Source organism: Kitasatospora sp. NPDC034023 (assembly GCF_055575795.1).
Genome location: NZ_JBVIRY010000002.1, coordinates 379,896 through 392,614 on the forward strand (window position 1 = coordinate 379,896; position 12,719 = coordinate 392,614).

General features: G+C 71.5%; 12 protein-coding genes. 7 read left to right on the forward strand and 5 right to left on the reverse strand.

The genetic code is table 11. From position 1 onward, the window contains the following. The first annotated feature begins 134 nt into the window (after positions 1 to 134). From ACZ52R_RS04630 to ACZ52R_RS04640, 3 genes are all read left to right on the forward strand, one after another. On the forward strand, positions 135 to 713 hold the full coding sequence (locus ACZ52R_RS04630; RefSeq protein ID WP_465620167.1) for an NADAR family protein: 579 nt from the start codon (positions 135 to 137) through the stop codon (positions 711 to 713). After that, positions 710 to 1,909, forward strand: coding sequence for a hypothetical protein (locus ACZ52R_RS04635; protein ID WP_465752720.1), 1,200 nt, complete (start codon positions 710 to 712; stop codon positions 1,907 to 1,909). Before ACZ52R_RS04630 ends, ACZ52R_RS04635 begins: the two co-directional genes overlap by 4 nt. A 332-nt stretch (positions 1,910 to 2,241) precedes the next feature. Continuing rightward, positions 2,242 to 3,126 carry a hypothetical protein gene (locus ACZ52R_RS04640; protein ID WP_465752721.1) on the forward strand — a complete coding sequence of 295 codons (885 nt, stop codon included), beginning with the start codon at positions 2,242 to 2,244 and terminating at the stop codon, positions 3,124 to 3,126. A gap of 94 nt (positions 3,127 to 3,220) precedes the next feature. On the opposite strand, the gene ACZ52R_RS04645 is transcribed toward ACZ52R_RS04640, so the two are convergent. Further along, the gene (locus ACZ52R_RS04645; RefSeq protein ID WP_360504275.1) at positions 3,221 to 4,603 is read right to left on the reverse strand and encodes a glycine--tRNA ligase; all 1,383 of its coding nucleotides are present in this window, start codon (positions 4,601 to 4,603) and stop codon (positions 3,221 to 3,223) included. Positions 4,604 to 4,794: 191 nt separating this feature from the next. Here ACZ52R_RS04645 and ACZ52R_RS04650 point away from each other — a divergent pair, with 191 nt between their 5' ends. From ACZ52R_RS04650 to ACZ52R_RS04665, 4 genes are read left to right on the forward strand one after another with little or no spacing between them, the layout of a single operon-like run. Further along, a complete protein-coding gene (locus tag ACZ52R_RS04650; RefSeq protein ID WP_465620162.1) occupies positions 4,795 to 5,841 on the forward strand; it encodes a metal ABC transporter substrate-binding protein in 1,047 nt (348 codons plus the stop codon). Between the two features lie 14 nt (positions 5,842 to 5,855). Continuing rightward, the gene (locus tag ACZ52R_RS04655) at positions 5,856 to 6,623 is read left to right on the forward strand and encodes a metal ABC transporter ATP-binding protein (RefSeq protein WP_465620160.1); all 768 of its coding nucleotides are present in this window, start codon (positions 5,856 to 5,858) and stop codon (positions 6,621 to 6,623) included. Next, positions 6,620 to 7,558, forward strand: a complete 939-nt coding sequence (locus ACZ52R_RS04660) for a metal ABC transporter permease (protein ID WP_465752722.1) — start codon at positions 6,620 to 6,622, stop codon at positions 7,556 to 7,558. Before ACZ52R_RS04655 ends, ACZ52R_RS04660 begins: the two co-directional genes overlap by 4 nt. Positions 7,559 to 7,593: 35 nt before the next feature. After that, positions 7,594 to 8,004: a Fur family transcriptional regulator gene (locus tag ACZ52R_RS04665; RefSeq protein ID WP_360504280.1), complete on the forward strand. Its 411-nt coding sequence runs from the start codon at positions 7,594 to 7,596 to the stop codon at positions 8,002 to 8,004. A gap of 117 nt (positions 8,005 to 8,121) precedes the next feature. Here ACZ52R_RS04665 and ACZ52R_RS04670 read toward each other — a convergent pair whose 3' ends face one another. From ACZ52R_RS04670 to leuA, 4 genes are all read right to left on the reverse strand, one after another. Further along, positions 8,122 to 8,955 carry an isoprenyl transferase gene (locus tag ACZ52R_RS04670; protein ID WP_360504282.1) on the reverse strand — a complete coding sequence of 278 codons (834 nt, stop codon included), beginning with the start codon at positions 8,953 to 8,955 and terminating at the stop codon, positions 8,122 to 8,124. Between the two features lie 4 nt (positions 8,956 to 8,959). Continuing rightward, a complete protein-coding gene (gene recO / locus ACZ52R_RS04675; protein WP_360504284.1) occupies positions 8,960 to 9,706 on the reverse strand; it encodes a DNA repair protein RecO in 747 nt (248 codons plus the stop codon). A 247-nt stretch (positions 9,707 to 9,953) separates the two neighbouring features. Next, complete coding sequence (locus ACZ52R_RS04680) at positions 9,954 to 10,619, reverse strand: TerB family tellurite resistance protein (RefSeq protein ID WP_465620156.1); 666 nt, start codon at positions 10,617 to 10,619, stop codon at positions 9,954 to 9,956. A gap of 250 nt (positions 10,620 to 10,869) precedes the next feature. After that, positions 10,870 to 12,666 (reverse strand): 2-isopropylmalate synthase, encoded by a 1,797-nt coding sequence (gene leuA / locus ACZ52R_RS04685; RefSeq protein WP_465752724.1) that lies wholly within the window; start codon positions 12,664 to 12,666, stop codon positions 10,870 to 10,872. Positions 12,667 to 12,719 lie beyond the last annotated feature (53 nt).

The window sequence follows — 12,719 nt, forward strand, 5'->3', positions numbered from 1 at the left end:
GGGCCCGGCGGGCCGTCGCCACGAGGCAGGAGAGCGAACGGGGCCGACCCACCCCGCTGGTCAGTTCTGCTCAAGGTGATACGCCGCGATCAAACGGTTCGCGAGCACCAGACCCTTTGTGTCACTATGACGATATGAGCGAGATGCACGTGGGGAACCCTGCCGCCGTCCGCAGCCGTGAGGAGCTGGCTGCGCTGATGGCCGACGGGGTGCACCCGAAGTGGGTGATGTTCTGGGGGCACACCGCACGCAAGGACGGCGGCACCCGGCAGGAGTGCATGAGCCAGTGGTGGCCCGGCGAGTTCACCGTCGACGGGGTGACGTACGCCTCCGCCGAGCACTGGATGATGGCCGGCAAGGCCCGGATGTTCGGGGACGAGGACATCGCGCAGCAGGTGCTGAAGGCCCGGACGCCCGCCGAGGCGAAGAAGCTGGGGCGGCTGGTCAAGGACTTCGACGACGAGGTCTGGGTGGCCGGGCGGTTCGAGCTGGTCGTGGCGGGCAACGTCGCGAAGTTCGGGCAGGACGAGTCGCTGCGCGCGTACCTGCTGGGCACCGGCAGCCGGGTGCTGGTCGAGGCCAGTCCGGTGGACCGGATCTGGGGTATCGGGCTCGCGGCCGACGACATCCGGGCGCAGCAGCCCAGCGAGTGGCGCGGGCTGAACCTGCTCGGCTTCGCCTTGATGGAGGCGCGGGCGCGGCTGGCCGCATGAGCACGGTCGCTCCGCTGCTGGACGGGACGGTGGTGGCTTCGGCCGCCACCGCCTTGCTCCTGGCTCCGGGGGTGCCGAAGGCGTCGAAGACGCCAGAGGTGCCGGTGCTGCGGGCCAGGGCCCGGCCCAGCCGCCGGGGCGCGATCGGGCCGGAGGCGGTACTGGCCGCCATCGTCGCGCTCATCTACCTCAACCAGCTCCTGGTCGCCGTCTACGTGAACCGGGTCCACGGCGGGGACCCGTCCTTCATCGCCCACTACCTGCCGCCCGGCTGGTTCGATGTCCCCCGCCTCAGCGCCCTCGACTCCCTCGCCGCCCGCTTCCCGGCGCCGGAGCTGTTGGCGCCGTCCGTCCTGCGGGTGCAGGCGTTCCTCGAACTGCCGCTCGTCCTCCTGGCGTTCGTGTCGGTCGTCCGGCGGCTGGACCGCGAGCCGTACGTCCGGCTGGCCCGTTCGCCGCTGGTCCCGCTCGCCGCCGTCTCGTACACCGTGGCGTTCTGCGCGGTCGAGTGGGACCTGCGGAATCCGTACACCATGGACGACCTCGCCCTGCGCGTGCTCTCCGCCGCCGTCACACCGCCGCTGATCGCCTGGTTGGCCCGGCGCGAACCGGCCGGCGACCGCCCCGCCCGCCGCCACCTGTTCCTCTTCGCGCTCGACCTGTGGGCGTACGGGCAGTTGATGCTGGTGCTGTACGACACCGCGCTGCTCTACAACCTCGCCCGGATCGGCGGCCATCTCCTCTCCGCCGCAGTCGCGTTGACGGTTCTCGTCGGCACCCGCCTCGCCGACAGCCGCCTCGCAGCCACCCGCCACACGGCCGCCCGCCTCGCGGCCCGCTCCGTCACACCGCCGGCCGCCCCCCGCACCGCCACCCTCACCGAGACCATCGGCCGGGCGCTCACGCTCTTCCTCGTCCCAGCCCTGGCGATCCGCTACGCCGAGACCTTCGGCACACCCCAACTCGCCGCGCTCGCTGGACTCTTGGTGATCGGATCGGCAGCCCGGCGGGACACCCTGTGCCTTCTCCTGCCCGCGGCCGCAGGTGCCGTGGTCGGGTATGCCGTCGCCGTCCTCGCCCCCGGCCCGTACTACGAGGCGACCCTCCTACGGAGCGCGACCGGCGCACTTCTTGCAATGACCGCCCTCTGCGCGCTCCTTGACACCACTCGGACACGACTGGTCGTGCGCTCTTAACTCCCCAGCCACATACCAACGCCAGGATGTCCTGCAGTCAGGGTCTGGATGGACAGGTTGGGGCGATCATGCGCATGCGGCCGACGGCACAACCCGCAGGCCAACAGCTGGGGGGCGAGCGACAAGCCGCCGAACTCCGCGCAGAGCTGGACGAATTACTCCGTGCGAGCCGTTACGCGAGTCAGCGTGAACGGCGACTGAACGAGGCGATCCGGGCGAGCCCGGGGCGCCAGCGGCCGGACGGTGACCTGCTGCGGCAACTCGCCCAGGCCCGCACCCTCCGCGAGGGGTTGGGCGCCCGGTGCCTCCAACTCAGCGACCGGTTGGAGGCCTTGGAGACACGACTCAGACACGGAGAGCAGGACCCACACCAGCAGTACCACCAGCAGTACCGACCGGAGCCGGAACCGGCGCATCAGCCGGAGCCGCAGCCGCAACCCTCGCCCCGGCAGGCCCCGCCCTCCCCCGCCCGCCCCGACATCGGCGCCCTCACCGAGCGGATCTCCACCCTCCACCGCACCGGCGCCCTCACCGAGGCCGAGGAGCTGCTCGACCAGGCGGCGGCCCGCCTGGAGCCCGCCGACGCCGCACTGTTGGTCGGCATGCTCGCCCAGTACGGCCCGACCGGCGCCTCCCTCCACCTCGCCCGCAGCACCGCGCAGGCCGCGCCCGAGCACGCCGTCGCCGTCCTGGCGGAGCTGCGCGAGCTGGGCCTGGCCGAGGAGGCGGCCGAACTGTTCCACGCCTTCTGGGCCTACCCGGCCGCCTCCGTCCCGGGGCTCCTCTCTGCGCTGGAGCAGGCGGGGCAGAACGCGGACGGCGCGACGCTCCTGTGGGAGTGGGGCTCGGCGCCGACGCCCGAGCTGACGTCCCTCGCCGCCTGCCTCCAGCAGCACGGCCGCCCCGGCGACGTCCGGACGCTGCTGCGCCAGGCGGCCGGCCGTCCCACCGCCGACCTCGCCGACCTCGTCACCGAGCTGCCGCCGGCGCTCGCCACGGACCTGCTGCAGGAACTGGCGGCGCTCCGCCCGCCCGTCGAACTGGTGCGCCTGGCGGCCGCGTTGGACGGCGCCGGCAGCCGGAACCTGTACGGCGAGCTGCTGGACGCACTTCGCGCCGGCGGGCCCCGCCACCGCACCACCCTCGCCGCCCTCCGCGCGGCCGGCCTGCCGACCACCCCGCCCACGGCTCCCCGCTCCCGCTGGGGACGCAGGTAACGGCTGCCACCGCAGCGAGGCCGCACACAGCGAGGAGCCCCCGACCGCCCCGAGATCAGGGCGGTCGGGGGCTCCCCGAACAGGCGGACCCGTCCTAGCAGCCGATCAGGCGCGCACCCAGGTACGCCTTGACCTGGTCCAGCGAGACGCGCTCCTGCGACATGGTGTCGCGGTCGCGGATGGTCACCGCGTTGTCCTCGAGGGTGTCGAAGTCGACGGTGACGCAGAACGGCGTGCCGATCTCGTCCTGGCGGCGGTAGCGCTTGCCGATCGCGCCGGCGTCGTCGAACTCGACGTTCCAGGCGGTGCGCAGGTCGGCGGCGAGGCCGCGGGCCTTCGGGGAGAGGTCGGCGTTGCGCGACAGCGGCAGGACGGCGACCTTGACCGGGGCCAGGCGCGGGTCGAGCCGCATGCCGACGCGCTTCTCCATGACGCCCTTGGCGTTGGGCGCCTCGTCCTCGAAGTAGGCGTCGATCAGGAAGGCGAGCATGGCGCGGTTGAGGCCGGCCGCCGGCTCGATGACGTACGGGAAGTAGCGCTCGCCGGACTCCTGGTCGAAGTACTTCAGGTCCTGGCCGGACGCCTCGCTGTGCACCCGCAGGTCGTAGTCGGTGCGGTTGGCGACGCCCTCGAGCTCGGAGAACTCGCTGCCACCGAAGTTGAAGCGGTACTCGATGTCCACCGTGCGCTTGGCGTAGTGGGAGAGCTTCTCCTTCGGGTGCTCGAAGAAGCGCATGTTCTCGGTGCGCAGGCCGAGGTCGACGTACCAGTCCCAGCGCTGCTGGAGCCAGTACTCGTGCCACTGCTCGTCCTCGCCCGGCTTGACGAAGAACTCCATCTCCATCTGCTCGAACTCGCGGGTGCGGAAGATGAAGTTGCCGGGGGTGATCTCGTTGCGGAAGCTCTTGCCGGTCTGGGCGATGCCGAACGGCGGCTTCTTGCGCGAGGTGGTCTGGACGGCCTTGAAGTTGGTGAAGATGCCCTGCGCCGTCTCGGGGCGCAGGAACGCGAGGCCGCTGGCCTCCTCGGTGACGCCGAGGTGGGTCTTCAGCATGCCCGAGAAGTCCTTGGGCTCCGTGAACTGGCCCTTGGTGCCGCAGTCGGGGCAGTTGACGTCCTTGAGACCGTTCGGCGGCGGGAAGCCGTGCTTGGCCTCGTACTTCTCTTCCAGGTGGTCGGCCCGGTGGCGCTTGTGGCAGGAGAGGCACTCGGTCAGCGGGTCGTTGAAGGTCGCGACGTGACCGGAGGCCTCCCACACCTCGCGGGCCAGGATCACCGACGAGTCGAGGCCGACGACGTCCTCGCGGGCCTGGACCATCGCGCGCCACCACTGGCGCTTGATGTTCTCCTTGAGCTCGACACCCAGCGGTCCGTAGTCCCAGGCGGCACGCGTGCCGCCGTAGATCTCGCTGCAGGGGTAGACGAAGCCACGGCGCTTGCTCAGGCTGACGATCGTGTCGATCTTGTCGGCGGCCACAGTGCTCTCTTCAGTACGTACGGCACGGTCAGGGCACGGCTGGTTGCGCGTACCCGAATACCTCAGGTTACCGGCCATATGGGTACGTGATTCAAATCGGTATCGTCCGGCCGCCCCCACTCTTCGCCACCCCCCGTTCACCCGTCCGAGTGAGTTGACAATCATTTCCATCTTAGATGAGAATGATTGTCATGATGATCGGACTGCCTCGACGACGGACCCGCCGCTCCATAGCCATCGCCGCCACCGCGCTCGCCGCGCCCCTCGTCCTCACCGCCTGCGGAGGCAGCAGCAGCGCCGACAGCGGCAACGGCAAGCTGAAGGTCGTCGCCTCCTTCTACCCGATGGAGTTCCTCGCCCAGCAGATCGGCAAGGAGCACGTCGCGGTCACCGATCTCACCGCCGCCGGCGTCGAGCCGCACGACCTGGAGCTCACCGCCAAGCAGGTCGGCACCGTCCAGAAGGCCGACGCGATCCTCTACCTCAAGGGCCTGCAGCCCACCGTCGACCAGGCCGTCGCGCAGTCCTCCGGCAAGCACAGGATCGACGCCACCGCCGCCAGCCCGCTGGTCGACCACCACCTCGACGAGGGCTCCGAGGGCGACGGCAACGCAGCCGACGGCCACAAGCACGAGGGCCCGGCCGGCGACCCGCACATCTGGCTCGACCCGACCCGCTACGCGGCGATCGCCAAGAGCGTCGGCGACGAGTTCGCCAAGGCCGACCCGACCCACGCCGAGGACTACCGGAAGAACACCGACGAACTGGTCACCAAGCTCACCGCGCTCGACCAGGACTTCCGGGCCGGACTGAAGGACACCAAGACCAAGACCTTCGTCACCAGCCACGCCGCCTTCGGCTACCTCGCCGACCACTACGGCCTCACCCAGGTCGCCATCAACGGCGTCGACCCGGAGTCCGAGCCCACCCCGGCCCGCCTCGCCGCCGTACAGAAGGCCGCCAAGGACAACGGCGTCACCACGATCTTCTTCGAGACCCTGGTCAGCCCCAAGCTCGCCGACACCGTCGCCAAGGACCTCGGCCTCAAGACCGCCGTCCTGGACCCGCTGGAAGGCGTCAAGGACCCGGCCAAGGACGACTACCTCACCGTCATGAAGCAGAACCTGGCCAACCTCCAGGCCGCCCTCGGCGCCCCCGCCGGCAGCGGAACGCCTGCCACCCCGGCCGGAGCCGACGCCCCCACCCCCGACGCCACCACCCCTGCCGCCACCAGCTGACGGGACGGAACACCATGACGACCCACCCGATCCCCCCGGCCGTCCGCCTCCGTGCCGCCGTCGCCTCGCGCGGCGGCCGGCCGGTGCTGCGCGGCGTCGACCTCACCGTCCGGCCCGGCGAGGTCGTCGCCCTGCTGGGCGCCAACGGCTCCGGCAAGTCGACCACCGTCAAGACCGTGATCGGCTCCGTCCCGCTGGAGCACGGCACCCTGGAGCTGTTCGGCGCCCCGTACGGCTCCTTCCGCGCCTGGCACCGGATCGGGTACGTCCCGCAGCGCACCACCGCCGCCTCCGGCGTCCCGGCCACCGTGCGCGAGGTGGTCTCCACCGGACGACTGCCGCAGCACCGGCTGCTGCCGTTCCGCCGCAAGGACCGCGAGGCGGTGGACCGCGCGCTGGCCGCCGTCGGCATGCTGGAGCGGGCCGGGGACGGCGTGGCCGACCTGTCCGGCGGCCAGCAGCAGCGGGTGCTGATCGCCCGCGCCCTGGTCGGCTCCCCCGACCTGCTGATCATGGACGAGCCGATGGCCGGCGTGGACTCCGCCAGCCAGCAGGTGCTCGCCGACACGCTGCGCGCCGAGGTCGGCCGCGGTGCCGCCGTCCTCCTCGTGCTGCACGAACTCGGGCCGCTGGAACCGCTGATCGACCGCGCCGTCGTCCTGCGGGACGGCTGCGTCGCGCACGACGGCCCGCCCGTGCCCAACACCGGCCTGCACGCGCTGCCCGGCCACGACCACGTCCACCCGCACGCCGACCTGACCCCGCCGAGGCTGCTCGCATGACCGAGATGCTGTCCTACGACTTCATGCAGCGCGCCCTGCTCGCCGCCGTCCTGGTCGGGATCACCGCCCCGGCCGTCGGCATCTACCTGGTGCAGCGCCGCCAGGCCCTGATGGGCGACGGCATGGGCCACGTCGCGATGACCGGCGTCGGCCTCGGCTTCATCTTCCAGACCAGCCCGGTCTGGATGGCCGTGCTGGTCTGCGTGCTCGGCGCCGTCACCATGGAGCTGGTCCGCTCGCGCGGCAACCAGCGCGGCGACATCGCCCTCGCGATGCTCTTCTACGGCGGCATGGCCTGCGGCAAGCTGCTCGTCTCGCTCTCCGCCCAGGCCGGCGCCGGCTCGCTGGAGAGCTACCTGTGGGGCTCGATCCTCACCGTCGCCCCCGCCGACCTGGCCGCGATCGCGGTGCTCGGCGCGGTGGTCATCGCGGTCACCGTCGGCCTGCGCCGCCAGCTGTTCGCGATCTGCCAGGACGAGGACTTCGCCCGGGTCACCGGCCTGCCGGTGCGCACCCTCAACCTGCTGCTCGCCGTGATGGCCGCGGTCACCGTCACCGTCGCCATGCGGGTGGTCGGCCTGCTGCTGGTCAGCGCCCTGATGGTGGTCCCGGTGGTCGCCGCCCAGCAGCTCACCCGATCCTTCGCCGCCACCCAGGCCGCCTCGATCGCGCTCGGCGTGGTGGTCTCGCTGGCCGGCGTCACCGGCTCCTACCAGCTCGACGTGCCCTCCGGCCCGGCCATCGTGCTGCTCGCCATCGCGGTCTTCGCGGTGTTCAGCGCGCTCGCCGCACCGCTCGCCCGCCGCCGCCACCGCCACCGCGCCGACACCGACCACGGACCGAAGGTCTGCGACGTCGAACTGCCGCTCCAGTCGCCGGAGCGGACTTCCTCCGACACGACCACCCCTGACGGGCGGGCCGGGCTGGCACAATGAGGTGCGAGCCGACCACGACCCCAGGAGGACCCCCGGTGACCACCGCAGGCCCGTCGCCGCGTGCCCGATCGACCCGGCAGCGTGCCGCCGTCTCGGCGGCCCTGGACGAGATCGCGGACTTCCGCAGCGCACAGGAGCTCCACGACCTGCTCAAGCACCGCGGGGACTCCGTCGGTCTGACCACGGTCTACCGCACCCTGCAGTCGCTGGCGGACGCCGGTGAGGTCGACGTGCTGCGCACCGCCGACGGCGAGGCCGTCTACCGCCGGTGCAGCAGCGGGCACCACCACCACCTGGTCTGCCGGCACTGCGGCGCGACCGTCGAGGTGGAGGGCCCCGCGGTGGAGCGCTGGGCCAACTCGGTCGCCGCCGAGCACGGCTTCAGCGACATCGCGCACACGCTGGAGATCTTCGGCACCTGCGCGGAGTGCGCCAAGAAGCTCTGAGCCGGCCGACCGGCACACCTGCCGTACCGGTCGTACGAAGCCGTACGCAGCCATACGCGACGGAAAGGACCCACCGGGATCTGCCCGGTGGGTCCTTTCCGTCGCGTACGGAGCGCGTCAGCGCTGGGACGGCCGCGGCGCGGGGAGCTCGTTCGGGATCGCCCCGCCGAAGCGCCGGTCGCGCCGCGCGTACTGCTCGCAGGCGCGCCACAGGTCGCGGCGGTCGAAGTCCGGCCAGAGCACGTCCTGGAACACGAACTCGGCGTAAGCAGACTGCCAGAGCAGGAAGTTGGAGGTGCGCTGCTCACCGCTGGGGCGCAGGAAGAGGTCCACGTCCGGCATGTCCGGGTGGTACATGTACTTGGCGAGGGTCTTCTCGTTGACCTTCTTCGGGTCCAGCCGCCCGGCCGCGACCTCCCGCGCGATCGCCTGCGTCGCGTCCGCCAGCTCGGCCCGGCCGCCGTAGTTGACGCACATGTAGAGCGTGACGGCGTCGTTGCCCTTGGTCTGCTCCTCGGCGACCTGCAGCTCCTGGACGACGCTCTTCCACAGCTTGGGCATCCGGCCGGCCCAGCGGATCCGCACGCCCATCGCGTCCATCTCGTCGCGGCGGCGGGCGATGACGTCCCGGTTGAAGTTCATCAGGAACTTCACCTCGTCGGGCGAGCGCTTCCAGTTCTCGGTGGAGAAGGCGTACAGCGAGATGTTCTTGACCCCGAGCTCGATGGCGCCCGCGAGGACGTCGAGCACCACGGACTCGCCGACCTTGTGGCCCTCGGTGCGGGGCAGCCCGCGCTCCTTGGCCCAGCGGCCGTTGCCGTCCATCACGATGGCGACGTGCTCGGGCACCAGCTCGCCGGGGATCTTCGGGGGCTGTGCGCCGCTGGGGTGCGGGGTCGGGGGCGCGTACGCCCGCTGCTTGCCGCCGCCGAAGAGCCGTCGCGCTGCCATGTGCTCACTTCTCCACGTATCTCATCGAGCGGATGCCCCGCTCCAGGTGCCACTGCAGATAGGCCGCGACCAGGCCGCTGCCCTCCCGCCAGTACCGCGGCTCGCAGGCGTCGGCCGTCCGCCAGTCCCCTGACAGCAGCGCCCCGAGCAGTACCAGTGTCTCAGGGGAGGGTACGGCACATCCCGGCACTCGGCAGTCCGGGCAGAGCACCCCGCCTGCGGCGAGCGAGAAGAAACGGTTCGGCCCCTCCAGACCGCACTTGGCGCAGTCCGTGAAGCTCGCGCCGTACCCGTTCACCGCGAGCGAGCGCAGCAGGAAGGCGTCCAGCACCAGGTGCGACTCGTGCACCCCCGCCGCCAGCGTGCGCAGCCCGCCCACCAGCAGCAGGTACTGCTGGACGGCGGGCTCGCCCTCGTTCTCGGCGAAGCGCTCGGCCGTCTCCAGCATCGCTGTGCCCGCGGTGTAGCGGCCGTAGTCGGTGACGATCGAACCGCCGTACGGCGCAATGGTCTCGACCTGGGTGCAGAGCGGCAACCCGCGGCCGATCAGCTCACTCCCCCGGCTGAAGAACTGCACGTCCACGTGCGAGAACGGCTCCAGGCGGGCACCGAACTTGGACTTGGTCTTGCGCACCCCGCGCGCCACCGCCCGCACCTTGCCGTGCTGGCGGGTCAGCAGGGTGATGATCCGATCGGCCTCGCCGAGCTTCTGCGCCCGCAACACGACGCCGTCGTCCCGGAAAAGACTCATGCCGACCATTCTCCCCCAGCCGCCGACAGCGGCGGACGGCCGCGGGCGGCGACGCACCGCGGGCGGACAGCGCCGGACAGCCGTGTTGCCCGCACCGGGGCCGTGGGGGAGGACCACTGCGGTGCGGGTCACGGCGGGCCCGGAGGGGGTTCGGGCCCGTTTGTGGGGGATTTCGGAGATGGTCGACGGGTGAAGCGGCGACGAGGGGCTACGTGTACGGGCTACGTGTACCGGTTGCTCGTGCCGGCTACTTGTACGGTGCCCGGGTCGCCGCCTCCAGCAGCGCCCCGACCCGCGCCTGCGGCAGGTCCAGGCAGCGCCCGACCGCGGTCAGCGCCTCGCGCTCCTGCGGCAGGTAGCGCCCGTCGGCCAGGGCGATCGCCGCGCCCTGCAGCAGCAGCCGTTCGCGGCCGTGGTGGGCGAGGTGCGGCGTGAGCGGTTCGAGCACCGCGTGCAGTTCGACGGCCAGGCCGCCGGCCATGCCGTGGGCGTCGTAGAGTTCGCCGCCGAGTCCGGAGAGCGCGGCGAGCGCGGCCAGCACCTGGGCCTCGCCGCAGTCCTCGAACCCGGCCTCGCGCACCGCCGCGCAGGCCGCGTCGCGCGCCTCCCGGTGGGCGGTGCCGCCGGCCGCGAGGAGGGCCAGCGCGATGGTGTACTGGGCGTCCCGCAGCATCGCGCCGAGGCGTACGCAGGTCAGCTGTTCGAGGCTCTCGACGCCGTACCGACCGTGGCAACTGGTGCACTGCACGCTGCCGATCACCGGTCCGAGCGGGAGCACCGGGGTGCCGAGCAACCGCAGCCACCGCCGGCCGTGCTGCCGGCGGTAGTTGCGGTCCCCGCCGCAGCCCGGGCAGAAGAAGTCACCGAGAACGTCAGTCCGCCACCGCGGGCGAACACCCCACAACCTGGTCACGGCGCCACTCCCCAGACATGGCAGGCGGCCTGCTCGACGATGGGCAGGTCACGCGACCGGACACCGAGCCGTCCCACCGACCCGGCTTTCCGGTGGATCGATGTTGCCATGGTTACCGGCACGTGTCAGTACCTCGAACGGCTTCCGATCCCAAAAAATGTGGCGCAGGACACAGCGCCCCCGCGCAGGTGCCTGGGTACGGCGAAGGGCCGCCCCGCAGGACGGCCCCGCCGTGTGCCACTCGTACGAACTACCCGCGCTGCGACCGGTTGACGGCGCTGATCATGGCCTTCAGCGAGGCCAGCACGGTGTTGCCGTCGATGCCCACGCCCCACAGCACCTGGCCGTCCACCGCGCACTCGACGTACGCGGCGGCCTGGGCGTCGCCGCCCTCGCTCAGCGCGTGCTCGGCGTAGTCCAGGACGCGCACGTCGAAGCCGATCCGGGCCAGCGCGTCCGCGAAGGCCGAGACCGGGCCGTTGCCGGCACCGCTCAGGGCCACCGGCGTGCCGTCCACCACGGCCTCGGCGGTCAGCGCGTCCCGGCCGTCCTCGGTGGTCAGGGTGCGCGAGCCGCTCAGCGCCACCCGGCCCCACGGGTTGTCGGTGGTCGGCAGGTACTCGTCCTCGAAGACCCGCCAGATCTCGGCCGGGGTGACCTCGCCTCCCTCGGCGTCGGTCTTGGCCTGGATGATCCGGGAGAACTCGATCTGCATCCGGCGCGGCAGGTCCAGCTTGTGGTCGTTCTTCAGGACGTACGCGACGCCGCCCTTGCCGGACTGGCTGTTGACCCGGATGACCGCCTCGTAGGTGCGGCCGACGTCCTTCGGGTCGATCGGCAGGTACGGCACGCCCCAGGTGTGTTCCTCCACCGGCACGCCCGCCGCCCTGGCGTCGGCCTCCAGGGCGTCGAAGCCCTTCTTGATGGCGTCCTGGTGCGAGCCGGAGAAGGAGGTGTACACCAGGTCACCGGCGTACGGGTGGCGCGGGTGCACCTCCATCTGGTTGCAGTACTCGGCGGTGCGGCGCACCTCGTCGATGTCGGAGAAGTCGATCTGCGGGTCGATGCCCTGCGAGAACAGGTTCATCCCCAGCGTCACCAGGTCGACGTTGCCGGTCCGCTCACCCTGCCCGAACAAGCAGCCCTCGATGCGGTCCGCGCCCGCCATGTAGGCAAGCTCGGCGGAGGCGACGGCGGTGCCGCGGTCGTTGTGCGGGTGCACCGACAGACAGACGAACTCGCGGCGGGACAGGTTGCGCGACATCCACTCGAACTGGTCGGCCTGAACGTTCGGGGTGGCCCGCTCGATGGTGGCCGGCAGGTTCAGGATGATCTCGCGGCCCTCGCCCGGCTGCCAGACGTCCATGACCGCCTCGCAGACCTCCAGCGCGAAGTCCAGCTCGGTGTCGACGAAGATCTCCGGCGAGTACTGGTAGCCGAAGACGGTGTCCTCGCCCAGCAGCTTCTCCGCGTACTCCATCACCAGCCGGGTGCCGTCGGTGGCGATCGCCTTGGTGGCCGCCTTGTCGTTGCGGAACACCACCCGGCGGAACAGCGGCGCCGTCGCGTTGTACAGGTGGACGGTCGCGCGCGGGGCGCCGACCAGCGCCTCGACGGTCTTCTCGATCAGCTCCTCCCGGGCCTGCGTCAGCACCGAGATGGTGACGTCCTCGGGGATCGCCCCCTCCTCGATCAGCGACCGTACGAAGGCGTGGTCGGTGGCACCGGAGGAGGGGAAGCCGACCTCGATCTCCTGGTAGCCCATGCCGACCAGCAGGTCGAACATCTTGCGCTTGCGGGCCGGGGACATCGGGTCGATCAGCGCCTGGTTGCCGTCCCGCAGGTCGGTCGAGAGCCAGCGCGGCGCCTTGGTGATCACGGAGTCCGGCCAGGTGCGGTCCGGCAGGTCCACGGTGCCGAACGGCAGGTAGCGCCCGTACCGCATGCCGGAGGGCTGCTGGCGCACGGCGGCGGCGGTGATCGGGGTGGGCCGGTCGACGAAGGCGCGAGCGGCGGGGATGGACGCGGCGGAGGTCTGCTCGGTCATGGAGGTGACTCTCGGCTTCCTGTGGATGCGTGGTGCGGGCGGGTCGGGAGGGA